The 26,428-nt window shown below is 60.6% G+C and carries 23 protein-coding genes; 11 read left to right on the top strand and 12 right to left on the bottom strand.

All coding sequences use genetic code 11. The annotated features are described in order from the left end of the window. Positions 1-62 precede the first annotated feature (62 nt). Positions 63-1,213, top strand: a protein-coding gene (locus tag E8F06_RS17710; RefSeq protein ID WP_280363247.1) for an IS3 family transposase whose coding sequence is annotated in 2 segments (ribosomal slippage) — positions 63-306 and positions 306-1,213 — 1,152 coding nt in all. Because the reading frame shifts where the segments join, the coding sequence is not laid out codon by codon here. A 242-nt stretch (positions 1,214-1,455) separates the two neighbouring features. After that, positions 1,456-1,749 carry a hypothetical protein gene (locus E8F06_RS17715; RefSeq protein WP_280369632.1) on the top strand — a complete coding sequence of 98 codons (294 nt, stop codon included), beginning with the start codon at positions 1,456-1,458 and terminating at the stop codon, positions 1,747-1,749. A gap of 125 nt (positions 1,750-1,874) precedes the next feature. Here E8F06_RS17715 and E8F06_RS17720 read toward each other — a convergent pair whose 3' ends face one another. Together E8F06_RS17720 and E8F06_RS17725 are read right to left on the bottom strand one after the other, a co-directional pair. Continuing rightward, on the bottom strand, positions 1,875-2,498 hold the full coding sequence (locus tag E8F06_RS17720) for a tyrosine-type recombinase/integrase (protein WP_280369634.1): 624 nt from the start codon (positions 2,496-2,498) through the stop codon (positions 1,875-1,877). A 138-nt stretch (positions 2,499-2,636) separates the two neighbouring features. Further along, positions 2,637-3,086, bottom strand: a complete 450-nt coding sequence (locus tag E8F06_RS17725) for a carboxymuconolactone decarboxylase family protein (RefSeq protein WP_280369636.1) — start codon at positions 3,084-3,086, stop codon at positions 2,637-2,639. Between the two features lie 269 nt (positions 3,087-3,355). Between E8F06_RS17725 and E8F06_RS17730 the strand changes: the two genes are divergently transcribed. Beyond that, on the top strand, positions 3,356-4,822 hold the full coding sequence (locus E8F06_RS17730) for a PLP-dependent aminotransferase family protein (protein WP_280369739.1): 1,467 nt from the start codon (positions 3,356-3,358) through the stop codon (positions 4,820-4,822). Between the two features lie 160 nt (positions 4,823-4,982). On the opposite strand, the gene E8F06_RS17735 is transcribed toward E8F06_RS17730, so the two are convergent. Continuing rightward, entirely contained in the window at positions 4,983-5,642 is a 660-nt protein-coding gene (locus E8F06_RS17735) for an NAD(P)H-dependent oxidoreductase (protein WP_280369638.1), read from the bottom strand. A gap of 30 nt (positions 5,643-5,672) precedes the next feature. Then, a complete protein-coding gene (locus E8F06_RS17740) occupies positions 5,673-6,155 on the bottom strand; it encodes a GNAT family N-acetyltransferase (protein ID WP_280369640.1) in 483 nt (160 codons plus the stop codon). Between the two features lie 92 nt (positions 6,156-6,247). Here E8F06_RS17740 and E8F06_RS17745 point away from each other — a divergent pair, with 92 nt between their 5' ends. Beyond that, a complete protein-coding gene (locus tag E8F06_RS17745) occupies positions 6,248-7,684 on the top strand; it encodes a PLP-dependent aminotransferase family protein (RefSeq protein ID WP_280369642.1) in 1,437 nt (478 codons plus the stop codon). Here E8F06_RS17745 and E8F06_RS17750 read toward each other — a convergent pair. Then, positions 7,677-8,156 (bottom strand): carboxymuconolactone decarboxylase family protein, encoded by a 480-nt coding sequence (locus E8F06_RS17750; RefSeq protein ID WP_280369644.1) that lies wholly within the window; start codon positions 8,154-8,156, stop codon positions 7,677-7,679. The genes E8F06_RS17745 and E8F06_RS17750 overlap by 8 nt on opposite strands. Positions 8,157-8,622: 466 nt before the next feature. Here E8F06_RS17750 and E8F06_RS17755 point away from each other — a divergent pair, with 466 nt between their 5' ends. From E8F06_RS17755 to E8F06_RS17765, 3 genes are all read left to right on the top strand, one after another. Next, complete coding sequence (locus E8F06_RS17755) at positions 8,623-10,659, top strand: hydantoinase/oxoprolinase family protein (protein WP_280369646.1); 2,037 nt, start codon at positions 8,623-8,625, stop codon at positions 10,657-10,659. Next, the gene (locus E8F06_RS17760) at positions 10,656-12,311 is read left to right on the top strand and encodes a hydantoinase B/oxoprolinase family protein (RefSeq protein ID WP_280369648.1); all 1,656 of its coding nucleotides are present in this window, start codon (positions 10,656-10,658) and stop codon (positions 12,309-12,311) included. The genes E8F06_RS17755 and E8F06_RS17760 overlap by 4 nt, the downstream gene beginning before the upstream one ends. A gap of 223 nt (positions 12,312-12,534) precedes the next feature. After that, positions 12,535-13,977 carry an APC family permease gene (locus E8F06_RS17765; protein ID WP_280369650.1) on the top strand — a complete coding sequence of 481 codons (1,443 nt, stop codon included), beginning with the start codon at positions 12,535-12,537 and terminating at the stop codon, positions 13,975-13,977. Positions 13,978-14,008: 31 nt separating this feature from the next. Here the strand turns inward: E8F06_RS17765 and E8F06_RS17770 are convergent, their stop codons facing one another. From E8F06_RS17770 to E8F06_RS17780, 3 genes are all read right to left on the bottom strand, one after another. Beyond that, on the bottom strand, positions 14,009-14,629 hold the full coding sequence (locus tag E8F06_RS17770; RefSeq protein WP_280349791.1) for a TetR/AcrR family transcriptional regulator: 621 nt from the start codon (positions 14,627-14,629) through the stop codon (positions 14,009-14,011). 335 nt (positions 14,630-14,964) lie between these two features. Then, complete coding sequence (locus E8F06_RS17775) at positions 14,965-16,440, bottom strand: aldehyde dehydrogenase family protein (RefSeq protein ID WP_280369653.1); 1,476 nt, start codon at positions 16,438-16,440, stop codon at positions 14,965-14,967. Positions 16,441-16,555: 115 nt separating this feature from the next. Continuing rightward, entirely contained in the window at positions 16,556-17,383 is an 828-nt protein-coding gene (locus E8F06_RS17780) for a nuclear transport factor 2 family protein (RefSeq protein ID WP_280369655.1), read from the bottom strand. Between the two features lie 156 nt (positions 17,384-17,539). On the opposite strand from E8F06_RS17780, the gene E8F06_RS17785 reads away from it, so the two are divergent. Both E8F06_RS17785 and E8F06_RS17790 read left to right on the top strand, forming a co-directional pair. Next, positions 17,540-18,937 (top strand): FAD-dependent oxidoreductase, encoded by a 1,398-nt coding sequence (locus tag E8F06_RS17785; protein ID WP_280369657.1) that lies wholly within the window; start codon positions 17,540-17,542, stop codon positions 18,935-18,937. Between the two features lie 15 nt (positions 18,938-18,952). After that, on the top strand, positions 18,953-19,315 hold the full coding sequence (locus tag E8F06_RS17790) for a cupin domain-containing protein (RefSeq protein ID WP_280369659.1): 363 nt from the start codon (positions 18,953-18,955) through the stop codon (positions 19,313-19,315). Between the two features lie 242 nt (positions 19,316-19,557). On the opposite strand, the gene E8F06_RS17795 is transcribed toward E8F06_RS17790, so the two are convergent. Next, a complete protein-coding gene (locus E8F06_RS17795) occupies positions 19,558-20,991 on the bottom strand; it encodes an NAD-dependent succinate-semialdehyde dehydrogenase (RefSeq protein WP_280369662.1) in 1,434 nt (477 codons plus the stop codon). A 169-nt stretch (positions 20,992-21,160) separates the two neighbouring features. Between E8F06_RS17795 and E8F06_RS17800 the strand changes: the two genes are divergently transcribed. Further along, the gene (locus E8F06_RS17800) at positions 21,161-22,084 is read left to right on the top strand and encodes a hydroxymethylglutaryl-CoA lyase (protein ID WP_280349785.1); all 924 of its coding nucleotides are present in this window, start codon (positions 21,161-21,163) and stop codon (positions 22,082-22,084) included. Between the two features lie 36 nt (positions 22,085-22,120). Beyond that, on the top strand, positions 22,121-22,933 hold the full coding sequence (locus tag E8F06_RS17805) for a cupin domain-containing protein (protein ID WP_280369664.1): 813 nt from the start codon (positions 22,121-22,123) through the stop codon (positions 22,931-22,933). Positions 22,934-23,548: 615 nt separating this feature from the next. Here E8F06_RS17805 and E8F06_RS17810 read toward each other — a convergent pair. The 3 genes from E8F06_RS17810 to E8F06_RS17820 all read right to left on the bottom strand — a co-directional run bounded on the left by E8F06_RS17810 (position 23,549) and on the right by E8F06_RS17820 (position 26,426). Continuing rightward, on the bottom strand, positions 23,549-24,391 hold the full coding sequence (locus E8F06_RS17810) for an ABC transporter permease (RefSeq protein ID WP_280369665.1): 843 nt from the start codon (positions 24,389-24,391) through the stop codon (positions 23,549-23,551). Then, entirely contained in the window at positions 24,391-25,251 is an 861-nt protein-coding gene (locus E8F06_RS17815) for an ABC transporter permease (RefSeq protein ID WP_280349782.1), read from the bottom strand. Before E8F06_RS17815 ends, E8F06_RS17810 begins: the two co-directional genes overlap by 1 nt. Positions 25,252-25,355: 104 nt before the next feature. Continuing rightward, complete coding sequence (locus E8F06_RS17820; RefSeq protein WP_280369667.1) at positions 25,356-26,426, bottom strand: ABC transporter ATP-binding protein; 1,071 nt, start codon at positions 26,424-26,426, stop codon at positions 25,356-25,358. Positions 26,427-26,428: the final 2 nt, after the last annotated feature.

Raw genomic sequence — 26,428 nt, forward strand, 5'->3', positions numbered from 1 at the left:
TGAATCGCCCCTAGTTTCGTAGACACCTCCAAGCCTCATAATGAGGCCCGTTAGGAGGTGCCATGAGCAACCAGCGTTACCCCGAAGAATTCAAAATCGAAGCGGTCAAGCAAGTGACCGAGCGCGGCCTCCCCGTAGCCGAGGTGGCAGCGCGGTTAGGCATGTCGGTGCACAGCCTGTATGCCTGGATCAAGCGCTACGGCAAGCCCCAGGCGCAGCGGCAGCAAGAAGATGATCAGCAGGCCGAACTGCGTCGTCTACGCGCCGAACTCAAGCGAGTGACCGAAGAGCGAGACATCCTAAAAAAGGCCGCCGCGTACTTTGCCAAGGAGTCCGGCTGAAGTACGCCTTCATCAGCAAGCTGTCGGTGGAGTACCCGGTACGGCGTCTCTGCCAGACCCTGAAAGTGCATCCCAGCGGTTACTACGCCTGGCTGGCCGAGCCGAAATCCGTACGCGCCAAGGAAGATCAGCGCCTGCTCGGGTTGATCAAACATGCCTGGCTGGAAAGCGGTGGGGTCTACGGCTATCGCAAGATTCACGACGACCTGCGTGAGCTGGGAGAGTCCTGTGGCCGGCACCGCGTGGCTCGCCTGATGCGGGGAGAAGGGCTGCGCTCGCAGACCGGCTATCGTCGGCGCCCCGGCTATTACGGCGGCCGGCCAACGGTAGCTTCGCCCAATCGCCTGGAGCGGCAGTTCAACGTCAGTGAACCGAACAAGGTCTGGGTCACCGACATCACCTACATCCGCACCTATGAGGGTTGGTTGTATTTGGCGGTGGTGCTGGATCTGTTTTCACGCCAGGTGATCGGCTGGTCGATGAAGCCACGGATGTGCAGCGACCTGGCCATCGATGCCCTGTTGATGGCGGTCTGGCGGCGCAAGCCCAAGCAGGAAGTGATGATCCACTCCGACCAGGGCAGCCAGTTCAGCAGCTCGGATTGGCAGAGTTTCCTCAAGGCCAACAACCTGATCAGCAGCATGAGCCGACGCGGCAACTGCCACGACAACGCGGTAGCGGAAAGCTTTTTTCAGTTGCTGAAACGGGAACGCATCCGACGGAAGACCTACGGCACCCGCGAAGAAGCTCGGAGTGATGTGTTCGATTACATCGAGATGTTTTATAACCCCAAACGCCGGCACAGCAGCGCTATGCAGCTATCGCCAGTGGAGTTTGAAAAGCGCTATTTCCAGAGCTTGGAGAGTGTCTAGGAAAGCCGGGGCGATTCACCCTCATCTACGATCACCTCCCACACAAACTGCAGGAATTCAATATCCACTCCGGCCTGCAACTGGCGTGGCACATCAATGCGCTCAGGGCACAGAAGGATTTCCAGGCCTACCTCCAACAAGCCATTGATGAAGACCTCACAGATCGCACCCCAAGCGAGTCGATTGGCCAGCGCCTGAAGTTTATTCGGAACGTGATCTCGTACCGCCTTCCACGCGACATCATGGCATTGAGTAAAATTCAAGCTGACGTTTTCACCCGAATAGGTATTGAACCGGGTGATTTCGGCTTCTTGGCTGAGCAGCTTGAAAACCTGTTCAACGACCCTCTTCTCACTGCGCTGGACGAGTACGGGATTCCCACGCAGATTTCGACGAAGTTCAAAAGCGCCATACTGCCCGCCGAGGGTATGACCCAGCTAATGGAAAAGCTCAAGCAATGGGCACCACGACTGGAATACTCACACCTGAGTCGGTTTGAGAAAAGCATCGTCAAATGGGCGATAGAGGATATGTGAGCACCCATGGATTCGAACAGCATAAGGCCGGGGAGAAGTAGAAATCGATGGCGTGCGGATTCCATCGTAAATGACCGCTCCTGGCCGGATAGCGACGGTCTGGCTTCGGCCGTCGCTATGCATGGTCAGACCTCGGTCTGTTCCGCCATTTCCAAGGCGTCATCGACCTCAATTCCCAGGTATCGGACGGTGCTTTCTAGCTTCGTATGGCCGAGCAGGAGTTGGACTGCCCTCAGGTTCTTCGTCCTGCGGTAGATCAAGGTTGCCTTCGTACGCCGCAGCGTGTGGGTGCCGTACATCGCCGGATCAAGGCCAATGGCTGTCACCCAGGCTTTGACGATGCGGGCATATTGCCTGGTGGAGAGATGATCTGAGCTTCGCAACCGACTCGGAAACAGGCAATCGTCGCTGCGGAGCTGGGCCTGATGTATCCAGACCGCCAAAGCCACCCGGGTTTGCTCTGTGATCTCGAACTGCACTGGTCGTTGGGTTTTCTGCTGCATCACGATGGCTCGCGGCGACACGTGTTCTCCATGGGCTATGTCCCGCACACGAAGCTTGGTTAAGTCGCAGGCTCGCAGCTTGCTGTCGATGGCCAAGTCGAATAGAGCCAGATCCCGGGTTTTCTCCGCAATCTGGAGCCTTACCCGGATGGCCCATATATCGCTGAGCCGGAGCGGGGCTTTCTGCCCGACTAGCTTTCCTTTGTTCCAGGGTTGATGGTTGCAGGTGATGATGGTGGTGTTCATGGCTTGTCCTCCACATGAGGGAGGACAAGGATGGCCAGCCAGAGCAAGGGGCGCTAACCGGCCAGAAGCAGACCTTAGGCAATGCGATCTAGGTGCCGTCGTTGAAGTATTGCTTTTGCATGTCGGATGTCTATGCCATCAAGCTTTAGCGGCAGGCTTTAGACGGAAGCTGACGCCCATACGATTGAAAGCGTTCATCGCGGCGATGGCCGCTGTCAGGTCGACCAGATCCTTTTCTGTAAACATCGCCGATGCTGCTGCATAGGCTTCGTCGGATACATGTGTCTCGCTGACCCGCGTGACTTCCTCTGCCCAGGCCAATGCCGAGCGCTCCTGATCCGAGAACAAGTATTGCGCTTCATGCCATACCGGCACTAACAGCACCTTGTCCACCGACATACCTTCTTTGATCAGATCACGCGAGTGCAGATCGATGCAGTGGGCGCAGCCATTGATTTGAGACACTCTGAGAAACACCAGGTGGATCAGCGGGGCCGGCAAATTGGTAGCGGTGGTCACGAAATGATGCAGACCTCCAAGAGACTTGGCTGCACCAGGCGAAGTTTCGAACCAATTGAGGCGACTCATGAGTTTCTTTTCCTTTGTTTTGAGGCAATGAAGAGAGCGCGACATGCGGATTGCCGCTGCCGAGGCGATTGAGCGTTTACCCGAGCGGAACCTGAAATCGGCTCGCACCAAGAGCACACGGTCCTGGGTGCTCTTGGTGTGCGGCGTATACCTGCGCTTGGAACCAATTGTGGTCATAAAGCGACCTATGGTATTGATCCACTAATAGCCTGAAACGCTGATCCACTTTTGAGGTGCTCATGCCATCTGACGCGGCCCTGTTTGGGGCAATGGCATTACCGTGTGATAGGCCTGCTGCGGTCGTCAATCTTCAGCAGTGGCTGTATCTAGAGCTGCGCGAGGCGATGCTTTGCGGGCGTTTGTCTGCGGGCAGTAAGCTTCCGGGAAGCCGGTCGTTGGCCGCCCACCTGGGACTTGCACGTGGGACGGTACAGGCTGCATACCAGCAGCTTTTATCGGAGGGCTATGTGGTCAGCCAAACAGGCAGTGGCACCCGCGTGTGCGTTGAGCTCCCCGATGCGAAACTTCGAGCCTTTTCCCAGCAACGACGTGATGGGGTGCAAGTCCCTGTACGGCGAACGCCGCCAGTCACGGATTGGATGGAGCGGCTAAAAGCTGCCACTCCAGAGTTCGTCAGGCGCGAAGTCGCTCCTGGCCTTCGCCCTTTTTTCCCAATGCGTGGCGACGTTCATTCATTCCCGATTGACCTGTGGCGCAAGTTGCATATCCAGCAGATGCGCAGTTCCAAAGTGCAGACGCTGCTTGATTACGACCCTGCCGGTTTGCCGAGTTTGCGCGGCGCCATTGCCGAATATCTGGGCTCCGCGCGAGGTGTGCGCGTTTCGGCGGATCAAATCGTGGTGCTCAGTAGCGTGCAACAGGGAATCGACTTATGTCTGCGCCTGCTGGCAAGGCCCGGGGGCACAGTCTGGATGGAGGATCCGGGCTATCCGATGGTACGTCAGCTTATGACTGTCGCAGGTTGCAAGGTGGTGGACGTGCCGGTGGATCAACAGGGTATGCGTGTCGAGCAGGGCATACAGGCTGCCCCCCAGGCCGAACTGGTTTATGTGACGCCGTCGCGGCAAATGCCAACAGGTCACGAACTGTCTCCAGCCAGAAGACTCGCATTGCTGCGTTGGGCCAGCGCATGCGGGGCCTATGTAATCGAGGATGACTACGACAGCGAGTTTCGATTCATCGCCAAGCCCATTCCCGCATTACGCGCCATGGCTGGCACCGATGATTCGGTGATCCTTGCCGGTACGTTCAGCAAGTTGCTGTTTCCGTCCGCTCGCCTGGCGTATCTGGCGCTTCCGCCACATCTGGTAGACATGTTCACCCGAGCAGTGGCGTTGACCTCGCGACACCCTAACAGCCTGAGTCAGGCTGTACTGGCAGCATTTTTCGACCACGGACATTTCGAACGACATGTCAGACGCATGCGCAAACTCTATTCACTGCGTGCTGAAGCGCTCAGTTGCGCAGCGCAGCAGTATTGGCAGGGCTTGATCGAAGTACCGGAGATTCGTGCAGGTCTGGACATCGCCTGCTCGTTGCTGGGCGGCAGCGAGTCGGAGGCGTGCCGCCGAATCGAAGAGGCCAACGTTGATGTAATGCCGCTAGCGCGGTTTTACCAGGCACCGGTATCTACCGGTTTTTTGCTGGGATTCGCTCCCTATGAGGAGCGATCCATATTTGATGCAGCGTTAGCGGTTAGAAACGCGTTGGCCTAAACAAACGCTGTTGCTTTGGCATACAGAACTGCAAGACCACGTGGCTGTGTTCTGTTCCTCTGTGCATGAAATCAGCGCAGGCGTTCGCATCTCGCCAACTGCCGTGTCTAGCGATGGCCCTTCACCGATCGTTCGCAGCCGAAGATTTCAGAGACAACCCCTAAACCGCCATTTTCAATTCCCTGCAAAAGAACGCCTGGACTTCGGCGTACCCCGCCTCCCGTCCCGCAGTCAGTGACTCCATTCCCCTGGCCGTACCTTCAACAGTGAAGTAATGCACGTCATTGAGACCGATGGTGGCGAGCACGGCCGACAGGTAGGGGCGAAGAAAGTCGGGTTGGCGAGCGTTTTGGCCGCTGATGTAGCCGCCGCTCGCTACAGCGACATAAACCGGTCGATCCGTCAGTGTTCCGACTTTGCCTCTGGCGGTGGGCAGGAACGTTTTGCCGACGCGTACTACATGATCGATCCAGGCCTTGAGCGGAGCGGGCACGCTGTAGTTGTGCATCGGCGTGGCAATCAGCAGTGCATCGCAAACCTGAAGTCGCTCGATCAGCTCGTCGGAACGGTCCAATGCGTCCCCCTGCTTCCTGGCGACGACCACGCTCTGATTGGCCAGGGTCTGGGCGTACGACGCGTCGACAACGGCCAACGTGTTGAGGTCGAAATCGGTCAGCTCGATACCGCGTCTACCGGCCTTGATAGCCAGGGAAAACAGAATCTGCTGGGACAGTTTCAGACTTTCCGAGGCGCTACCGTTGGGGCTGGCGACCAGGCGAAGAATTCGCAAAGGAGCGAGTGGCTGCGGGGACGACGTCATGCTGTTGCCTCCTTGGATACGTGGCGCGGGTTATGGCGTATCGAACTGTTTTTGAAAGCGCAGTGCACCGGTGTACAGGCCTTCGCGGAAGTAGAAACGTTGGGCCCGGGCGTTGGCCAAACCGGTGTCGAGCACCAGGCGTGCGCAACCGCTGGCGCGGGCCAGTCGCTCCAGCGCTTGTAAAAGCCGTGAGCCCCACTGGCCGCCCCGCAGCGCCTCTGTGGTCACCAGGTCGTCGACATACAGGAAGGCGCCGTAAATCAGGTTTTCCTGCAGGCGATAACCCGCTAACCCCGCGAGACGGCCCGCGTCGAACGCGCCAACCAGGCGATAACCCTCGGCGCGCATACGCTCGATGCGGCTGATGAAGTCGGCCTCGCTAGTCAGGTGAGGGCGCAGTTGCTGCATCACTGGGAAGGCGATGCGCAGGTCGTGGAGGGTATCCAGGGGGCGCAGGGCCGTGTCCGCCAGGTCGAGCACGCTGGGTACGAAGTTGTGGAGGGTGAACGTCATGGGGAGTTGGTCTCAGTGAGTAGGTGATGGCGCTATCTTGGACTACCATTGCCCCACTTGATTGAGCCAAGAAATGGGATATGAACTAGGCCATGATGACTACTCCCGCTCCGTCTTTTGCGCCCCTGAATGAGCAACCTGGCTCGCCGCTGTATCGTCAACTCTACGACCGCGTACTGGCCGCCATTGCCGCTGGCACGCTGGCGCCCGGTGATCGCTTGCCGTCGGCGCGTGCCATGGCCAAGGAGCTGGGGGTGGCACGTGGCACCATCGAGCTGGCCTATTCGCTACTGACCAGTGAGGGTTACCTACTGGCGCTCGGGCAGAAAGGCACCGTGGTCAATCCCGAACTGCAGAAGCCTGTGTTGGCGACCCGCGCGCTGCCGGTGAGCAGCGAAGTGATCGAAGACTCCCCGGATTCGCTCTGGCGTCCACCGCAGCTGTTGCCGTTTCAGATGGGGGTGCCGGCGCTGGATGCCTTTCCACGCAAGATTTGGGCGCGCCTCGGTGCTCGGTATCTGCGTGGGATGCGTGTGGGCGATCTGGACTATCCAGCACCCCATGGCCTGCCGGCGTTACGCAGCGCCATCGCCTCGTATCTGCAAGTGTCGCGAGGTATCGACTGCGGTGCCCATCAGGTGTTTATCACCAGCGGCTGGCGCAGCAGTCTGTCGCTGATCGCTCACACCTTGCTGCAGCCCGGTGGGCGCGCCTGGGTGGAAGATCCGGGCTATCCCACTACGCGCCAGGTACTTCGCCAGTTCGGTATGGAGCTGGAAGCCGTGCCGGTTGATGGTGATGGGATGAACGTGGAGCAGGCCATTGCGCATGCCCAGGCGGCGCAGGTCGCCATGGTCACGCCGGGACATCAAAGTCCACTCTCCATGGCCCTGTCGCTGCCTCGACGGCAACTGCTGCTAGATTGGGCCGCCTGCAGCGGCGCGTGGATTGTCGAGGACGATTACGACGGCGAGTACCGCTATGTCAGTCGCCCCCTCCCGGCACTGGCCAGCCTGGATCGCCATGGGCGAGTGCTGTATGCCGGTACCTTCAGCAAGGTGCTGTTTCCCGGTATCCGCCTGGCCTATCTGGTGGTGCCGCAGGCGCAGGTCGCGGCGTTCGAACGCGTGGGGCGAGCGTTGTTTTCCGCGGGCTCACCGTCCATTACTCAGGCTCTGGTGGCGGAGTTTATCGCCGAGGGGCATTTCACTCGCCATATCCAACGTATGCGCCGCCTCTACAACGAACGACGGGCATTGACCCTCGAAGCGATGGAGCAGAGTTTGCCAAAAGGTATGCAGCTAGAACGCTCGCCAGGCGGCATGCACCTGGTGCTGCGTTTGCCGGACGGGGTAAGCGACACCGCCCTGGCCGAGCAGGCGCTGGCCAAGGGCATGTCAGTACAGGCGTTGTCGCGCTGGGCTGCCTCGGCGCAGCGTCAATCGGGACTGCTGCTGAGCTTTACCAACTGCGCCACGGCTGCTCCGGGCAAGCAGCTTGGCGCGTTGATCAGCAAGGCACTCAGTTGAGGTTCGCCTTGGTCAAACCGAACATCTCATCGGATGAACCCGGGATCGCCTGAAACGCCACATTGAGGCGATTCCAACCATTGATAGCGATGATCAGGAACGAAAGGTCAGACAGCTCCTGCTCGGAAAACTGTTCACGCACACTCGCATACAGGCTGTCGGGAATGCCATGGGGCGGCAGTTGGGTCATGGCTTCAGTCCACTCCAGCGCCGCGCGCTCGACCGGCGAAAACAGCGGCGATTCACGCCACACAGCCACATGGTGAAGACGCAACTCACGCTCGCCATGAATCTTGGCCTCTTTCACATGCATATCCACGCAGAACGCACAGCCGTTGAGCTGCGAAGCCCGCAGCATGATCAGGTGAGCCAGATCGGCCAAGAGCGGCTTCTTGCTCAGTTGCAGGGTGAGTTCCACCAGTTTGTTGGACGGTTGGGGGGACAATTTGAAGTAATCAAGAAGCTTGTTCATGAGTAGTCGCTCGCAGTGGATCGGTGTTTGTTGGAATCCACTGTAGCTATGCTTGGACTAGCCACACAGGGCCAAGATGGCAACTTCGAACTAGGCCATGTTTAGCTCGACGTGCTTCAAAAAACTCCATGGAGCGTTGTGTTCGAAGGGCCGCTTCTGGCCGATTGCTGCCAGTGGCAAATTCACCATTGTCCTCCTTAGACGTAGAGAGGAAGCCATCAACACCCTGGCTACCTACATGACCTAGCAGTCCACAATCTGCCCCTCTTGCGATGGATAGGCCTTCGCCAGTGGCCGAAGCCCTCCCCACGATTTCCCTCTCTCGCCCATCGCCACCTTTCGTACAGAAGCAGAGCAGCTCGTCTGGTCTAGCCATCCCGAATTAAAAACCCATTGCAGCAGTCGTTTTGTTGTCGTATTTTTTGGTCGTTCGACCGACTAATTAATCCAACAAGCGGAGACGACAATGCGAAGAATCGGAGTGGATACCGGCGGCACTTTCACGGACTGCCTGCTTATCGACGACATAGCCGGCGTGGTGATGGTCGAGAAGGTACCGTCGTGCCCCGAATCCCCGGATAAGGCGATTGTCCAGGGCGTGCTGAGCCTCGCCACCAAGGCTGGTCTTTCCCCGTCGGAAATCGACGCCATCGTGCACGGCACGACCGTCGCGACCAACGTGGTGATCGAAGGCAACTATGCCTCGACCGGGCTGATCGCCACGCGCGGCTGTCGAGATGTCATCGAGATCGGAACGCAGCAGCGCGAACGCCTCTACGACCTCCTCCACCCCGCCAAACCATCGCTGATCACCCGGGATCTGCGCATTGAAGTGGCTGGGCGCCTGGCTGCGGACGGCAGTGAAATCGAGCCCCTTGATCTCGTCGAGGTCGAACGCGCAGTTCGCGCTCTCATTGATAAAGGTGTCGAATCCATTGCCGTGACCGGACTCTTCTCCTTCGAGAACCCCGCGCATGAACAGGCCATCGCGGCGGTCATCCGCCAAGTGGCCCCCGGGATCAATGTGATGTGCTCGTCGATGATTTCCCGGGAGGCACGCGAGTACCCCAGGTTCGCGACCACGGCAGTGAATGCAGCGCTCGCCCCCACGCTGGATCCTTATATTCAGCGCCTGGAAACAACGCTCCAGGGGAACGGATTCAACTGCCCGCTCTACATCATGCAAAGCAATGGCGGCGTCGGCACTGCCGCACGATCGGTGGGAGAAAAAGCCCATCACCTGGTGCTTTCCGGTCCGGCCGGTGGTGTCATCGGCGGTGAAAAGATCTGCTCGGCCGCCGGTTTCTCGTCCCTGGTCACGCTGGATGTCGGCGGTACCAGTGCAGACATCGGCATCGTCGTGGAGGGCAAGCCACGCGTGCATCAGCAGATGCGTCTGCCCAACGGCATTCCGATCACTGTTCCCAACCTCGAGATTGAAACCATCGGCGCCGGCGGCGGCAGCATCGCCTGGATCGACCAGGGCGGCGCGCTGCAAGTGGGCCCGCGAAGCGCCGGTGCCGTTCCTGGTCCGGCATGTTTTCGCAAAGGCGGGAGCGAACCCACCGTGACCGATGCCCAAGCACTGCTTGGCCGCCTGAATCCAGCCGGCCTGCTGGGCGGCAGCATGGCCCTGGATATCGAAGCAGCGCGTCAAGCGATCGCTGGACTTGCCACCAAGCTCGGACTTGGCGTCGAGGAAACGGCCTTGGGCATCATTTCCCTGATGGAGGCCAATATGGCCAGCGCGATCCTGCGCTCGGCCGCACGCAACGGTGATGACCTGCGCGAATTCGCCCTGGTTGCCGCCGGGGGCGCAGGCGGATTCAGCGTGGTTGGGCTGGCACGCGACCTGAGCATTCCCACCGTGGTCATTCCGCCCTTCCCCGGCCTGCTCAGTGCCGGCGGACTGCTTGCCGCGAATCTGCGCCACGATGTGACCGCCCCTATGCTGCGGGATGCGGCAACGCTGGAAAGCGAAGAGCTGGGCAAGGTCCAGAGCGGCCTCGAGCGCGACATGCTCCGCCTGCTGCTGGAGGATGGCATGCAACAGGACCAATGCTCCTTCGAGCATGCGCTGGACATGCGCTATGCCGGCCAGGAGTACGCAGTGACCGTGCCGATCGAGCGTGGCCAGGAAATTCCGCGGGTGATCGAGCGATTCCACTCGCTGCATGAGCGGATCTACGGCCATAGCGCACCAAGCGCTGAAGTGGAAATTGTCGCCGCGCGCCTGACTGGCAGAGGAGCCTTTGCCAACCAGGGAGAAGCGCAGCCGTCGCCCCAACCTGCCAGAACTCTGGGCGCGCGACCAGTATGGTTCGCCGAGACCTCAGGCTACGTCGAAACCCCCGTGTACTGGCGTTCGGACCTGAAGGTCGGCGAGCTCTTCCACGGCCCGGCGATTGTCGAGCAGTTCGACACCACGACTGTCATCAACCCCGGCTTCACCGGCCAGGTAGCGGCCACCGGCTGCCTCATCATCTCGGAGATCCAACAATGACTGACGCCATCACCGTTGCCGTCGTTGGCAGTGCGCTCAAGGCCGTGGCCGGAGAAATGGGCGACTCGCTACGACGCAGTGCACACTCGCCGATCATTCGCGAGATGCTCGACTACGCCTGTGCCCTGTTCACCGTCGCAGGTGAATCGGTTGCCGAGGATGCGCAGATTCCTGCCCTACTGGGTTCGATGAGTGTCGCCCTGCCGATGCTCCTCCAGGATCACCCCGCCGAGACCATCCGTCCGGGGGATATTTTCATCGGCAACGACCCTTATCGCGGCTGCACGCATACGCCCGACATCCACCTCTTCGCCCCGGTGTTCAGCGGCGATCGTCTTGTGGCTTGGGTGGGCAACCTGGCGCACCACACCGACATCGGTGGCACCAACCCGGGCACGGAGGGTTTCGCCAACCGCTCGGTCTATGAAGAGGGATTGCGTTTCCCCTGGGTCAGGCTGGTCGACGCTGACAACGAGAATCACGCGCTGCTCGCCTACTTCGCGAACAACACCCGTGACGCAGATTCCAGTCTCGGTGATCTGCGCGCGCAGATGGCCGCCATCAAGCTGGGCGTGCGACGCATGCAGGACCTGCTGGCGAAGTACTCGCCCGATCTGCTGGTAGCGGTCATGGCTGAACGCCTGGATCAGGGGGAACGGCGGATGCGCTCGCTGCTGCGCTCGACGCCTGACGGCACTGGCCATGCGGTGGGATACCTGGATAACGACGGTATCGATGATCAGCCCGTGCGCATCGAGGTGAGCCTGCGCCTGCGGGGTGACCAGATCACCGTCGACTTCAGCGGTACCGCCACGCAAATGGCCGGCGGGATGAACTGCTCGCGCACCGCTACCATCGCCGCGGTGATCTTCGCCATCAAGTCGGCCTTCGACCCGGACGGAGACCAAACCGGCGGCTGTCTGCGCCCGCTGGACATCATCCTGCCACCGGGCTCGGCGGTGAATCCGGCCTTCCCCGCAGCGGTTAGCCTGCGCCACCTGGCGGCCCAGCGCATTACCGACACCCTGGTGCGGGCGCTCAGCGCCATCAAGCCAGAATTCCAGGTGGGCGGCTCCTTCGTTGGCTTCTCCAGCCTCGCCGCCGAATGCAAGCACCCGCGCAACGGCCGCATGGTGGTGATGGCGGACGACCTCGGCGGCGGCATGGGTGGCCACGCGCGCGGTGATGGCGTGAGCGCCGTCGATCCCTACCTGGGGAACGTCGCCATGCTGCCGATGGAAATCTGCGAACGTCAGTACCCCATTCGCATCCTGCGCACGGAGCTGGCCGAAGATTCCGCCGGCAACGGCCGGCATCGTGGTGGCCTGGGTATCCGGCGCGAGTACGAGTTCCTCGATACCTGCGATGTGGTGTTCTACAGCGAGCAGACCGTCGCCTCCTTCGCCCCCTGGGGAGCCGAGGGTGGCCAAGCCGGTCAGCCGGCATCGTTGACGCTGATCCGGGCAGATGGCCGGAGCCAGACCATTACCAAGGAACGCCTGATCGTTCAGGCTGGCGACCGCCTGATCACCACCACCGCCGGTGGCGGCGGTTGGGGTAGCCCCCAGGAGCGTGACAACCAGGCCATCGAACGGGATATCGCCGAAGGCAAACTCAGCCGCGAGCGAGCCCAGGAGACCTACGGCCTGTAAGTACACGACTCGATGCTCGGCGGTGCACCCCGAGGGGTCATCGCCACTCTCGATCCGATGTTCAACGGTACGAGGTGCATTGACGTGAACAACCTTCGCACATAGATTTGGTCGCACGACCGACTAACACAAGCAATGAATACTGGCCGAAGAATCGGCCTGCAATCATTCGAATGCCAAACCGCTTTTCGTCCTAAAAAGAACAACTATCGGGAGCCAAAAGATGTCCGGTGTGCAGCAATCAGGCTTACGCAAGAACGCCATTGGCGTGGCAGGTATCGTTTTCTTCGTGGTTGCGGCGGCAGCGCCGTTAACCGTGGTGGTGGGTAGTGTGCCGTTGGCGATAACCATGGGAGGAGGCGTCGGTATACCCGCCCTGTTCCTGATCGCCGGCCTGATCTACCTACTGTTCGCCGTCGGCTACTGCGCAATGAGCCGACACATAGGCAACGCAGGTGCTTTCTATACCTTCGTGACCCGTGGACTCAATCCACTGTGTGGTGCCGGTTCCGCCTTCATGGCACTACTCGCGTACAACGCAGTGCAGTTCGCGCTGTATGGCGGCTTCGGTTACTTCCTGAGCGATGCGCTGAAGAGCCATTGGGGAATTGAGATTCCCTGGTTCGCCCTGGTTGCCGGGACTATCTGCGTAGTCCACTTCTGCGGGGCCCGCGATATCGACTTTAGCGGCAAACTGCTGGCGGCCCTGCTGATCGGCGAAACCGCCATCGTCCTGGCGATCGATATCGCGATCATCCTCTCCAATGGCAATGGAAACGGCTTCACCGCCGCTCCATTCTCCCCCTCGCAAATCCTGTCCCCCGGACTCGGCATCGGCCTGATCTTCGCGATCTGCGCTTTCCTCGGGTTCGAGGCCACCGCGATCTTTTCCGAGGAAGCCCGGGATCCGGTGCGCACGATTCCGCGTGCCACCTACGTCGCGGTCAGCGGGATCATGCTGTTCTATGCCTTTTCCGCTTGGGCGATCATCCAGGCTTACGGGATCGAAGGCGCAATGGAGATGGCGACCCGGGATCCGGGCAACCTGTGGCTGAAGATCTGCAGCGAACTCCTGGGCAGCGGCGCCTCGGCCCTGATGAACATCCTCGTGCTCACCAGCATGTTCGCCGCGATCCTTGCCTTCCATAACTCCATCACCCGCTACCTGTTCGCCATGGGACGCGAGCAACTGCTCTGGAGCGGCCTCGCCCGTACCCACGGCGTTCACCGGTCTCCCTACATCGCCGGCCGGGTCCAGTCCATCGCGGCCATGCTGTGCATGGGTGCGTTCGCCGGATTCGGGCAGGATCCCTACCTGATCATCTACTCCTGGATGGCCGCCCTCTCCACCATCGGCATGATCGCCGTGCAGGTGCTGGCCTGCCTGGCAGTGATTGGGTTCTTCTGGAAGGACGCACGCGGTACCAGCCTCTGGCAACGACTGATCGCCCCCGGGGCCAGCGCGATCTGCCTCACTGTGTTTCTTGCCCTGGTGATCGACAACCTGACCTTGATGAGCGGTTCCGAATCCTGGGTGGTCCACTCCTTCCCCTACCTTGTGCTGGTTACAGGTATTGCAGGAGTAGCCTGCGCCATGTACCTGAAAAGAGCGCACCCGGCGAAATACCAAGCCATGGGTCTGGCCTTGGCAGGCGCGGCAGAGTGACAGCAGCCGGCAGGGGTTCGCCCCCTGCCGGTTAGCCGTAGGATTTCTGCAGTGAGCTGATCAGGTTGCGCACTGCAGCCTGCGAACGGGCCTCATCGGGCGCGGCGAGATCGAGCAGGATAATGCCATCGATGCCGGTCAGCGCGAGCTGCGACAACTCGCGGATACGCGCCACTTCCTGCGGGTCCGATGTATCGATGTACTGACTGAAGGCCTGCTCGTGGGCACGCAGGTAATCTTCGTACTGCCCCTTGGCCAGCCAAGCCGACTCCTTAGTGCGTAATGCAAACAAGGTCAGCTCGTACTGGACAGTCTGGATCTCGCGGTTCTGCTCAGCAATTTTCCAGTCAGCCAGCAACACTCGCTCAATACACTCCGCGAGGTTTCGGCACGGGGCTGCTTCAGCGCTGATGGCGTGTTTCAGCTTTTCAGTGAGCCACTCGAGCACAGCGGACAGCAGGCTTTCCTTGCTGGAGAAGTGATAGTGCAGCGCCGCCAGGGGCACGTCCGCCTGCGCTGCGATCTTCCGGGTGGTCGTACCGGCGACGCCATCCTCAATGAGACAAGCCAAGGCGCCTTCGATGATCTGCTCTTTGGTCTTGATCGTCTTCTTCGATGGCTTACGTGTCTTGGTGGGCTTTGCGTCATCCATTCCGCTAGCTGCGGCAGGGGCGGTATCTGGAGGAGCCACTGGCTTCATAGTCCTAATTCGGTCAGGTGTTGATGGGGCCGCCAGATAGGGGACAAGAACTGAAAATGAACCGTCACCCATGTCCCGAGGCAGCGAGCACTAGGATCTGAGCCTAACGTGCGACGCTGGATTATGCCATTGGAGGAGCCGCGAAGCGGCCGAAAGCTTGGCGATGACGGAGACCCGGGGCTTCGAGAAATCACCTCCCGCGCCACCACCGGAACCTTGCAGGGTGATGGAATAGCAAAGCCCGCATGACGGGCTTCGCCGACATGCGGGCAGTTGCTGCACAGGTGTCAGGGTTTCAAGTACCAACCCCAGCGCTGCTGGCTGCGATACTCGGTCACCTGTTTGACCTCCAGGTAGTTGTTCAACCCCCACACCCCGAGCTCGCGACCTAGGCCGCTCTGCTTGTAGCCGCCCCAGGGCGCCTGGGTGAAGGTTGGCTGGGAACAGTTGACCCAGACGATACCCGCGCGCAGCGCACGGCTGACCCTTTCACAGCGATCAAGATCGGCGGACATCACCGCCGCAGCCAGGCCGAACCGGCTAGCGTTGGCCAGGCGCAGCGCCTCAGCCTCGTCGGAGAAGCGGCGCACGGCCAGTACAGGTCCGAAGATCTCGTCGCACCACAGCGAGCTGTCCAGGGGCGTGTCGGCAAATATCGTCGGTTCGACGAACCATCCTCTCTCCAGGTGCGCCGGCCGTCCGCCACCGCTGACAAGGCGCGCGCCTTCCTCGCGGCCGCGCGCGATGGCTTGCAGGACCTTCTCGTGCTGTCCACGGCTGACCAACGGACCGAGCAGCGTGCCGCTTTCCAAACCATGACCAATGCGGATGCGACGAGCTTCCTCAACAAGCCGCTCGAGCAGCCGATCATGTAGGCCGTCTTGAACCAGCAGGCGGGAAGTCGCCGAGCAGACTTGCCCCTGGTTCCAGAAAATGCCGAAGAGGATCCATTCCACTGCGGCCTCGACATCACTGTCGTCGAAAACGATGAAGGCCGACTTACCCCCCAGCTCCAGGCTGACGTTTTTAATGTCCTGGGCGGCAGCCTGCATGATCGCCCTTCCGGTGGGCACGCTACCGGTGAAGGCAAGCTTGTCCACCCCGGGATGCGACGAAAGCGGAGCGCCGGCCTCAGCGCCGAATCCAGTAACCACGTTCAGCACACCAGCGGGCAGCTCCGCGGCATCGGCGATAGCCGCCAGTTCCAAGGCGGTAAGAGGCGTCAGCTCCGATGGTTTGAGAACGGTCGTGCAGCCGGCGGCCAGCGCCGGGGCGACCTTCCAGGCGGCCATCAGCAGGGGGTAGTTCCAGGGAATGATCTGACCGGCTACACCAATTGGCTCGCGCAGTACGCAGCAACGGAAACGCTCATCAGGCAACTCGATGGCTTCTCCCGCATCGTCCAACCCTTCGGCAAGGCCGGCGTAGTACTCGAAGCAGCCAATCGCATCATCGATGTCCCATTGGGCCTCAGGCAGGGGCTTGCCGTTGTCCATGACCTCCAGCTGCGCCAACTGCTCTCGGCGTGTACGCATGCCATCGGCCATGGCGTGCAGGTAAGCGGCTCGCTCGGCACCACTCAGGCGGGGCCAGGCTCCCTCATCGAAGGCGCGGCGCGCAGCCTGAACGGCCTTGTCGACATCGGGCTGCGTAGCCGCTGGCACTTGCTGGATGACGGTCTCGCTGGCAGGGTCGTACACGTCGAAGGATTGACCCTCGGCCGGCGCCTGCCAGGCGCCATCGATATAGAGCGTTTCACTCATGCTGTTCTCCTGGTAAGGCCTCCGCACCGACGGGGCGGAACTGCTCGGGGAGCACAGCATAAGGTTGGTGGGAAACGGGCAGACGCCCTGCGCCTGCGTGCGTGCCCGCACGAACTCAGTCCTTGGCCTGGCTCTCCAGATAGGCTCGCGGAGACAACCCGGTCTCCTCTCGGAAGCAACGGTAGAAGGTCGACAGCGAGCGGAACCCGGCAGCCTTCGCCAGTTCATCCACGCGCTGGGTACTGCTGACGTCCGCCAGTTGGCTTAGCAGACAGTGCAGCCGCAGCCGATTGATGTGCTGATAGAAACTGCATCCAAGGACTTGGTTGAGAAAGAACGAAATCTGGTTTCGCGTATAACCGGTAGCCGTCGCCACCTGGGACATGTCCAGGTCCGCATTGAGATAGGGCTGACGCTGCTCGAAATACTGCTGGAGGTCCTTTGCCAGTTGCCCCAACTGGCGTGCCGACAGCCCAAGTCGGCTGACCGGACCGCGCGTGGTCGTGACCGTGGACAGGGCATTCGTCTGGCGCACCAGGGTTGCATGCTCGTCGACTTGAACGACACGTCCGTTACGCACCCTGAGTGCCTCACAGGCGCGGAATGAGGCCAGGCCCTGGCTGCCTCGCAAGGTCACCTGATACTGGATGAAGGCCGTGTCGCCATCTACCCGAAGTCGATCGGTATAGATCTGCGTTTCATCATCGGCGGCGGGCATGCTGCTGAGTAGATAGTCCCTCAGTTCCGCCAGGGGAATCTGGCGTCCCTGGAAGAAATCGTTGTACTCCACCTGGGGATCGAGCAGTGCCAATAACGCATCGATATCGCGGCTACGCCAAGCCCGGTGGTAGTTCATCACCACTGCATGAGTCGCAGCACTCTCCGGGTCCGGCTGGTAGGCCTCAGTGCCCAGACAAGTGCTCCAGCCTGCCTCTACATTCATCGTTCATCCCCATCTTCCCGACGCTGTCGGTCCTGCAATTCCGAGCGTGCCCGCAAAGAGGTCCAGGGCATTCTCTGGCGCGGTTAGCGCGGTTAAAAAGTGCTCGCACAACAATCACGCACCAAGTTCCAGCCGACATACTGCCGGAGTCCCTGCATGAATTCCCACCTGCTTCATCCATCGCTCGACCAGGTTCAGCCGCGGCCCTTCTGGCAGGACACCGTCGCGCCGCAGCCGGTCGCCCCCAGGCTCGAAGCCGACCTCCAGTGCGACCTGGCCGTGGTAGGCGGCGGCTTTACTGGCTTGTGGACTGCGCTCCATGCCCGCCAACGCTGGCCCGAAGCACGCATCGTCTTGGTCGAGGCGCGCAACTGCGGCGGCGAGGCCAGCGGACGCAATGGCGGCTTCTGCGCGCCGAGCATATCCCATGGCGTCTCCAACGCTCTGAAGCGCTGGCCGATGGAAGCCGAACGATTGATCCGCCTCGGTCGGCAGAATCTCGACGAGCTGGCCGCCGACCTGACGCGATTTGGCCTACAGGCCGAGTTCGAACGGGGAGGCAAACTCAATGTCGCCAGCCAGCCCTGGCAGGTCGAAGGCCTGCGCGCCATGCAGCGCAACTACGCGCGTTTCGGCATCGACTGCGAGTGGCTGGAAGGTGCCGACCTGGCCCAGCGACTCGACTCGCCGTTGTATCGTGCGGGTCTCTTCGAGCCCAACTATGCACTGTTGAACCCAGCCAAGCTGGCCGCTGAACTACGCCGAGTCTGTCTGGAACAGGGCATCCGACTGTTCGAACAGAGCCCGGTGCTGGACCTCACTGCGCGTAAGGACCAGATGTGCCTACGTACCGCCCACGGGGAAGTTCTGGCCGGCCAGGTAGCCCTCGCCACCAACATCGCACCGCCACTGCTCGGCCACCTCGCGTCCACGGTAATCCCCGTCTACGACTACACCCTTGTCAGCGAGCCGCTCAGCGAAGCGCAGTTGGCGTCGGTGGGCTGGACAGATAGGCACGGTGTTGCCGACGCCGGTAATCAGTTCCACTACCTGCGCAAGACGGCCGACAACCGCATCCTTTGGGGCGGCTACGACGCGATCTATCACTTCGGCGGGCGCCGTGACGAAGCGCTTACGCAGCGCCCCGAGAGCTTCAATCGGCTCGCCCTCCAGTTTCAGGAGGCCTTCCCGGCATTGCGAGAAGTGCGCTTCAGCCATGCCTGGGGCGGAATCATCGACACCTCAGCGCGCACCACCCTATTCACCGGCTGCAAGATGCAGGGCCGCGTGGCCTATGCCCTGGGTTTCACCGGGCAGGGCGTTTCGGCCAGCCGCTTCGCAGCGCTGAACATGCTCGACCTGCTGGCCGGCGAACCCACCGAGCGAACCGAATTGCGCATGACCTCCAAGGCCCCCTTCCACTTTCCGCCCGAGCCGTTTCGCTACCTCGGCGTGAAGCTTGCCCAGCGTTCGCTAGCACGCGAGGACCGAGACGGCCATCGCGACCTGCTGCTCAAAACCTTCGATGCCTTTGGCATCGGTTTCGATTCCTGATCCGGAGCCCCCAGCATGTCCAACACTCTGCCCAGCCACGTCATTTCCTTCAGCAACCCGGAGCTCGTACCCATCGAGCGCGAGATCAGCGATCCAGCCCTGGTCGATGCCCCTTACCACAGCTCCACGTGGCGGCACTTCGTCGAGCCTGGCAAGAAGGCCGTCGCGGGCATCTGGGAAGCGGGTCCCCACCTTGAGCGCTGCACATGCGACTACGACGAGCTATGCCACATTCTGGAAGGCACAGTTCGCCTGACTGATGCAACTGGAGCAAGCCGCATATTCGGCGCTGGCGACTCCTTCGTAGTTGCTTCCGGGTTCAACGGAACATGGGAAAACCTGTCGAATGTCCGAAAGGTTTACTTCATTCTGGGATGAGCCATCGACACGTCCCTATCCAATCTGCGCCGAATTTTCACTGGATCGAGTTTCGCCGCCAAAAACCTCGGCCAAGGGCATCTGCCCTTGGCTAGGCCCATCGCACCTGGAGCAAAGATTAACGATTAATCTAGGGCAGCCAAAAGCTGACATTCACTTTTTGAGCGAATCTCTGCCTGCGAGGTTTCCCGCGCTTTCAAAATGCCCTCAACGACCTAAGCTCAGGTCGTTGCCGCGACTTATCAGCACCCAACCTGGCTGATGAACTTAGTGGTCAGATAGGCATCCAGCCCTTCAGTGCCACCCTCACTGCCGTGCCCGCTCGCCTTGATGCCACCGAACGGTGTTTCCGGCAGTGCCAGACCGAAATGGTTGATCGAAACCATGCCACTCTGCAGGCGATTGCCAAGCTCAGTAGCGGTCTTCAGGGACGCGGTAAAGGCGAATGCTGCCAAGCCATATTCGAGGCCATTGGCCTGGCGGATCACCGTATCCAAGTCGTCGAAGCGCATCAGCGGGGCTACTGGTCCAAAGGGCTCCTCGCAAAGCAGTCGTGCCTCCGCAGGGGTGTCCGCCAGTACGGTGGGCTCGAAGAAGTTGCCCTTTTGCCCTATCCGCTTACCTCCGGTCACCACCTCAGCGCCAAGGTCAGACGCATCGGCCACTAGCTCCTGGATGGCGGTCAGGCGTCGTGCATTGGCCAGGGGGCCCATCTGGGTAGACGGATCGAAGCCGTCACCCACCTTGAGCTGGCTGGCGAGCTCGGCAAATTTCCGAGAGAAGCGCTCGAACACCGCGTCATGCACGTAAAAGCGCGAAGGCGAAGCACACACTTGGCCGGCATTCCGGAATTTGAGCCCACAGGCCAATGTGGCAGCCGCGTCCAGGTCAGCGTCCTCACAAACGATGAAAGGCGCATGGCCGCCCAACTCCATGGTCGTCAGCTTCAGGTGCTCTGCGGCAAGAGCACCCAGCTTTCGCCCTACAGCAGTGGAGCCAGTGAACGACACCTTCCGAATAATAGGAGAGCGGACCAGATAATCAGAAACCTCGGCCGGGACGCCGAAGACCAGATTCAGGACGCCCTTTGGCACGCCCGCATCGTGGAAGCAGCGAACCAGCTCGATGACCGAGCCTGGGGCTTCTTCAGGCGCCTTGATGATGATGCTGCAACCGGCCGCCAGGGCGCCGGCAATCTTGCGCACGGCCTGGTTGATCGGGAAGTTCCAGGGGGTGAAGGCAGCGACCGGACCGACGGGCTCACGTACCACCAGTTGACGCACGGCAGGGTTGCGCGACGGCACGATCCGCCCGTAGGCGCGCCTCCCCTCCTCCGCGTACCACTCGATATGGTCCGCTGCGCTCTTGGCCTCGAGAGTCGACTCGGAAATGGGCTTGCCCTGGTCCAGGGTCATGCAGCGCGCCATGTGTTCATGGCGCTCACGAACCAACACAGCAGCGCGGCGAAGAATGGTAGAGCGGTCATAGGCCGAGGTTACTGACCAGTTCTCGAAACCCTTCGCAGCTGCAACAAGGGCAGCATCGAGGTCCTGCCTGGAAGCCAACGGCAATTGGCCGATTTCCTCGCCCGTGGCTGGATTGATGACCGGCGAGGTGCGATCCGCCTCACCGACAGTCCATTCCCCGTCTATGTAAAACATCAAATCGGTGTACATCGCTCACTCCTCCTGCAATGGGAACGGGGCGCCAATCGAACGGATTCCGCATTGGCAGCGGTTTCGGCCTCCAAATGACGGCCGAATAAGGTTGACAAGGTGAACCATATCTCAGTAGTTTTTGTTCACATTGTCAACCACTTCATCCCGTCACCCTGGAACGCCCCTCATGAAAGACGTGATCCTGTGCGAGTGCTTCGCTCGAGATGGCCTGCAGCATGAACCCGATTTCCTGCCCACCGAAACCAAGCGCAAGCTGGTGGAGCGTTTCGCCAGCATCGGATTCAACCGGGTAGAAGCCACGTCCTATTCCAACCCTGCCGTTATCCCCCAATTCGCCGACGCCAGCGACCTGCTGGCGAGTCTGCATCGCCAGCAGGATGTCTTCTACAAGGCGACCTGCGCCAATGTGCGTGCCGTGGAACGAGCCCTGGCTGACCTGGACGCGGGTTTTGGCGCCAATGAGATCAGCCTGCTGGTATCCGCCTCGGAGTCCCATTCGCAGCGCAATCTCAAGCGCAGTCGTCAGGATCAGTGGCAGAACATTGAACAGATGGCCCGCGCGGCGAATGGTCGATTTCGGTTGATCGGCACCATCTCGGTGGCGTTCGGCTGCCCGTTCGAAGGAAGGGTCGATGAGAACAGTGTGCTCCAGGACGTAGCGGCGTTCGCCGAGCGTGGGGTGAGCTTCGTCACCCTGGGCGACACAACCGGCGTCGCGACGCCCCACAGCGTCCGCAGCTTGTTCGGCAAGGTGCTTGCCGAGTTCCCGAACATCACGCCCATCGCTCACTTTCACGATACGCGCGCTACCGGCCTGGTGAATTACGTCGCGGCCCTGGAAGCCGGCGTCCGTTACTACGACTGCGCCTTCGGCGGCGTGGGCGGACACCCGGCCAAGGTCAAGTACGGCGGAGGGCATACCGGCAATGTGAGCACTGAGGATTGGATCAACCTGCTCGAATCCATGGGGGTTCGGACCGGAATTGACCTCGAAGCCATGCTCGAAGTTGCCGCCGAATGCGAAGCGGCACTTGGTCGCGAGCTGCATAGCCGCGTCGTTCGCAGCGGCCTTAACCCCCTATTGACATAAAAGGTCCAACCCCACCAACAAGAAAGAGGATGCAGCATGATCGGTACCCTAGCTAAAGCCACACCGCTGAGCCTGATGTTCGGTTTACTGATGTCCGCGAGTGCAGCACAGGCGGAAGACAAGTTGCTTCTGGTCCACCGCAGCGACCTGCTGAGCACGCCACCAGGAGAAACGTTGCTCGGCCAGGAAATCTGGGACATGCATACAACCAGCCTGTCCCGTACCAGCATTGTCCGCCTTGATGAAACCGCTCCGGCCGTGCGGCATGCTCAGGGTGAGCGCACGTTAATCGTCCTCGAAGGCAAGGTGGACTTCACCTTCGCCGATGGGCGAAGAACCCTCGGGGTCGGGGACTATGTGGCCATTCCGGCGGGACAGACTTACCAGATGGCCCCGGCCGGCGAGACCAAGCCCCTGCTACTCGGCTTCGACGTACCGGTCATCAGCATGCAGAGCAGCGACCGCGGTGACCTGACCACCCCGGATAAGGCTACTGCCCCTGTCATCAAGACTCAGGCGGCAATCATGGCCAGTCCGACCAACTGGAACGATCCCAGCGACCGCGGCTGGACCCTGGTGAAGACAGCGGAGAAGCGCGTCAATCTGGTGGAAATGTTTTCCGAGCTGAAAAATCACAGCCACCCGGACGCCGACCACTCGCTGATCCTCTTGAAAGGCAGTGCACGGGTAGTCACACCTAAGGAAGAGCGCCTGCTCAAGCCTGGCGACTACGTGTCCATCCCGCAGAACGTTCCCCATAAGTATTACGTCGAAGGCGGCCAACCGGCCCTATTCATCAGCTTCGACGCCCCCGCCTACGACCCCGCCAAGACCATCTACTTCGAGTAACCCGCTCGCCCCTGCAGTACCCCGCCATGCCGCGCCACGCCAGCGGTATGGCGGTCCCCTCTTGCACCCTCCGATTGCCCCGAACCACCATGAACAAGCCGAGGATTCGCACTCTGCGGATACTCGTTCCATTTGCAATCGTCCCCCGCCACGACTTCCGTTCCTCAGTTGCGGCCTCTTCTCAGCAACATTCGGCGTGAGCACGACGACCGGTACCTGAGGGTCAGGTTGCCGCTTGCAGGACTCCAGTAATTAAAAGTGATACCCGCCCCATTGACCTATCTCGCCCCTGGCTGGCCTGTTCAGCCACCTTTGAACTCAATGTCCTATGCCCCGACTACCGGCGTTTCAGAGAAATCCTTGGGAGTGCATGGCAGGCCGTTCATTTGCGTTGTGACGCTCAAATTGGCGCGCATCAGCCGCGGAGCACTGAACGGGTACCGATTGTTTGCAACAAGGTAGGACCACTGCCCAATGGGGAGACGAGACGCTATCCACCTTTCCCCACGCCTTGGCGAAGTTCCGTTCGATAGTGAATGCACGTAGAGCCGGCAGCTAGAACGACGGGCAAAAAAAAGCGTGGCCAAAGCCACGCTAAAGTCCAGCCAATCGCAATCAGGCAGGAGCCGACGTACGCTGTCGCCGCTTTTCCAGCCCCTTGATGTACTGCATCGCCACCAGCAGCAGGATCGAAAGCACGATCATCAATGTGGAGACGGCCGCCACAGTCGGGTCGATCTGGTCGCGTATGTTCGCGAACATACGACGCGTCAGGGTCGAGCTCTCCCCGCCCACGATGAACAACGCGATAACCACCTCATCGAAGGACGCAATGAAAGCGAAGAGCGCGCCGGAGAAGATCGATAGACGGATCTGCGGCAGGGTCACTGTGAGGAACGCCCAGGTACGGGACGCTCCCAGGCTGCGAGCCGCCATCTCCTGGTTCATGTCGAATCCCTGCAGGCCGTTGCCTACCGCGATCAGTACGAATGGAATCGCCAGTACGCTATGGGCCAGTACGAGCCCAGTGACGGTGTTGTTCAGGCCAGTGCGCGAATAGACGAAGAACACGCCCACCGCCACCAGGATGATCGGCACCAACATGGGCAGCATCATCAGTCCGTTGGCCAGTTTCGCCAGCCCACCCCGCACCTGAGACAGCCCGTAGGCAGCCAGAGTCCCCAGCACCGTGGCGACCAAGGTAGAGATGATCGCCACCTTGAAGGAGACCCAGGTCGCAGTCATCCACTCCGGCGAGCCGAGATACGCTTCATACCAGCGCAGGCTCCACTCCCGCGGCGGGAACTCCAGGTACTGCGAAGCCGAGAACGACATGGGGATGACGATCAGGCAAGGAATGATCAGGAACAGAAGAATCAGACCCACCAGGCAATAGAGCCAAAGGCGATGCAGGTGGGTGATCTGGGTCGGTGTCACTGCTTCATTGAGATTGAGCATCAGGCTTTCCTCCCCGAGTCGTTGAGACCGAACACTCTTCTCATTCCAAGCAGGATGAGTACGGTCACCACCAACAGCGCCACACCCAGCGCACTGGCAGCACCCCAGTTGCCGTACAGGGCGATGGTGTCGCTGATCTTCATCGACCACATGGACACCCGGCCGCCACCCAGCAGCGCCGGCGTCAGGTAGAAACCGAGACACAGCACGAAGACCAGGGTAATGCCGGAGGCAAGCCCCGGCAGGGACAGCGGCAGGAACACCTGGCGAAATGCCTGGGATGGCGTGGCACCGCAGTTTGCAGCGGCCGACAGCAGCAGCGGATCGATATTCTTCATCTTGTCGTAGAGCGGCAGCACTAGGAAAGGCAACATCACGTGCACCATCCCCACCACCGTCCCAAAGAAGTTATGGACCAGCGCCAGTGGCTGGTCGATCAGCCCCAGGTCCAACAGCCAGTTGTTGATGATGCCCTGGCGCTGCAGCAGTACCAGCCAGGCATAGGTGCGGACCAGGATCGAGGTCCAGAACGGCAGCAGGACAAAGGCCATGCAGATCTGGCTGGCCCGTTCAGGCAACTGGGACAGCAGGTAGGCCAGCGGATAGCCAAGCAGCACACAGATCAGGGTGACGCAGAACGCCACCTTGAAGGTGATGACAAAGCTGCTCATGTAGACCGGCCGCAGCAAGCGTTCGTAGTTCGCCAGCGTCAGCGCGCCACTGCTGTCAAAGGCCGACAGCCAGAACAGCCAGGCCAGCGGAATGGCCAATACCACGAATACCAATAGGAAACCGGGGAGGGTCAGCGAGAGCAATGTCCAGCGTTCCTTCCGCTCGGCGCGCGCAAGAGTGATTGCCATAGTTTGGCTATCGAGCCCTGCAGCGCCCTGCAGCATGTGCAGGGAACTTATCGTCTTCATTTTCGGACCTCGTCGAAGCGCGTGAGGATGATCGTGATCGGAAGTCATGCCGACTCCGCCACCAACAGCGTGTCCTCAGCGTGCAACCAGAGCTCGACCGGTGCTCCCGGCACGGGTACCGGAACATCGCGGAATCCTTTTTGGTGACGGGCAGTCAGCTCCGTGCCATCCGGTAGAACAAGGCCAACGTGGTAGCTGTCACCCTGGTAGACCACATCCCGGGCAGTCCCTTGAATGCGGTTCATCGCATGACTGTCACCGCTGACCTGCCACTGCAGACGTTCCGGTCGCACCATCAGGAAGCGTTTCTGCGGGTGTCGAGTGGCCGTTCCCTGAGGCAGTTTCAACGGACGCCCCTGCAGTAATACGCCACCGCTGCCCTCCTCAACTTCCAGGAAACAGCTTTCACCGATAAACCCGGCGACGAAGCGGTCCGTCGGTCGCTCATACAACGCATCGGGCGTATCCAGTTGAGCCAGCTTCCCCTTGTTCAGTACGGCAATACGGTGGGAAAGCGTCAGCGCTTCCTTCTGGTCGTGGGTGACATAGATGGTGGTCATGCCCAAGCGCGCATGGAGCCGTTTGAGCTCCAGCTGCATGTGTTCACGCAGGTTCTTGTCCAGCGCTGAAAGCGGCTCATCCATCAGCAGGATTTTCGGTTCGAACACCATCGCCCTGGCCAGGGCCACGCGCTGCCGCTGCCCACCGGACAACTGGTGGATTCCACGCTCACCAAGATGGTCCATCTGCACCATTTCCAGGGCCGCCTTGACGCGCTTGGCCCGGTCGGCGCCTCCTACCTTGCGCAAGCGCAGTGGGTAGGCGACGTTTTCCGCCACCGACATGTGCGGGAACAGCGCGTAGTTCTGGAACACCATGCCCACGTCGCGCTTGTGCGGAGGTCGAGTGAGGAACTCGACTCCGTCAACCTTGATGCTCCCCGAGTCAGGGCGAATGAATCCCGCCAACACATTGAGCAGCGTGGTCTTTCCCGACCCCGAAGGGCCGAGCAGAGTGAGAAACTCACCGGCATGCACATCAAGAGACACATGATCGATTGCGATGAATGATCCGTAGCCCTTGTAGACATCCCGAATCGCAATATTGCCTTGCATAA

Source organism: Pseudomonas sp. BN411 (assembly GCF_029871235.1).
Lineage (GTDB): Bacteria > Pseudomonadota > Gammaproteobacteria > Pseudomonadales > Pseudomonadaceae > Metapseudomonas.

What these genes read in the sequence shown, in the direction of transcription:
- E8F06_RS17715 (WP_280369632.1), top strand. Translation starts at nt 1,456, where the DNA reads ATGGCATTGAGTAAAATTCAAGCTGACGTTTTCACCCGAATAGGTATT.
- E8F06_RS17720 (WP_280369634.1), bottom strand. Translation starts at nt 2,498, where the DNA reads ATGAACACCACCATCATCACCTGCAACCATCAACCCTGGAACAAAGGA.
- E8F06_RS17725 (WP_280369636.1), bottom strand. Translation starts at nt 3,086, where the DNA reads ATGAGTCGCCTCAATTGGTTCGAAACTTCGCCTGGTGCAGCCAAGTCT.
- E8F06_RS17730 (WP_280369739.1), top strand. Translation starts at nt 3,356, where the DNA reads ATGGCATTACCGTGTGATAGGCCTGCTGCGGTCGTCAATCTTCAGCAG.
- E8F06_RS17735 (WP_280369638.1), bottom strand. Translation starts at nt 5,642, where the DNA reads ATGACGTCGTCCCCGCAGCCACTCGCTCCTTTGCGAATTCTTCGCCTG.
- E8F06_RS17740 (WP_280369640.1), bottom strand. Translation starts at nt 6,155, where the DNA reads ATGACGTTCACCCTCCACAACTTCGTACCCAGCGTGCTCGACCTGGCG.
- E8F06_RS17745 (WP_280369642.1), top strand. Translation starts at nt 6,248, where the DNA reads ATGATGACTACTCCCGCTCCGTCTTTTGCGCCCCTGAATGAGCAACCT.
- E8F06_RS17750 (WP_280369644.1), bottom strand. Translation starts at nt 8,156, where the DNA reads ATGAACAAGCTTCTTGATTACTTCAAATTGTCCCCCCAACCGTCCAAC.
- E8F06_RS17755 (WP_280369646.1), top strand. Translation starts at nt 8,623, where the DNA reads ATGCGAAGAATCGGAGTGGATACCGGCGGCACTTTCACGGACTGCCTG.
- E8F06_RS17760 (WP_280369648.1), top strand. Translation starts at nt 10,656, where the DNA reads ATGACTGACGCCATCACCGTTGCCGTCGTTGGCAGTGCGCTCAAGGCC.
- E8F06_RS17765 (WP_280369650.1), top strand. Translation starts at nt 12,535, where the DNA reads ATGTCCGGTGTGCAGCAATCAGGCTTACGCAAGAACGCCATTGGCGTG.
- E8F06_RS17770 (WP_280349791.1), bottom strand. Translation starts at nt 14,629, where the DNA reads ATGGATGACGCAAAGCCCACCAAGACACGTAAGCCATCGAAGAAGACG.
- E8F06_RS17775 (WP_280369653.1), bottom strand. Translation starts at nt 16,440, where the DNA reads ATGAGTGAAACGCTCTATATCGATGGCGCCTGGCAGGCGCCGGCCGAG.
- E8F06_RS17780 (WP_280369655.1), bottom strand. Translation starts at nt 17,383, where the DNA reads ATGAATGTAGAGGCAGGCTGGAGCACTTGTCTGGGCACTGAGGCCTAC.
- E8F06_RS17785 (WP_280369657.1), top strand. Translation starts at nt 17,540, where the DNA reads ATGAATTCCCACCTGCTTCATCCATCGCTCGACCAGGTTCAGCCGCGG.
- E8F06_RS17790 (WP_280369659.1), top strand. Translation starts at nt 18,953, where the DNA reads ATGTCCAACACTCTGCCCAGCCACGTCATTTCCTTCAGCAACCCGGAG.
- E8F06_RS17795 (WP_280369662.1), bottom strand. Translation starts at nt 20,991, where the DNA reads ATGTACACCGATTTGATGTTTTACATAGACGGGGAATGGACTGTCGGT.
- E8F06_RS17800 (WP_280349785.1), top strand. Translation starts at nt 21,161, where the DNA reads ATGAAAGACGTGATCCTGTGCGAGTGCTTCGCTCGAGATGGCCTGCAG.
- E8F06_RS17805 (WP_280369664.1), top strand. Translation starts at nt 22,121, where the DNA reads ATGATCGGTACCCTAGCTAAAGCCACACCGCTGAGCCTGATGTTCGGT.
- E8F06_RS17810 (WP_280369665.1), bottom strand. Translation starts at nt 24,391, where the DNA reads ATGCTCAATCTCAATGAAGCAGTGACACCGACCCAGATCACCCACCTG.
- E8F06_RS17815 (WP_280349782.1), bottom strand. Translation starts at nt 25,251, where the DNA reads ATGGCAATCACTCTTGCGCGCGCCGAGCGGAAGGAACGCTGGACATTG.
- E8F06_RS17820 (WP_280369667.1), bottom strand. Translation starts at nt 26,426, where the DNA reads ATGCAAGGCAATATTGCGATTCGGGATGTCTACAAGGGCTACGGATCA.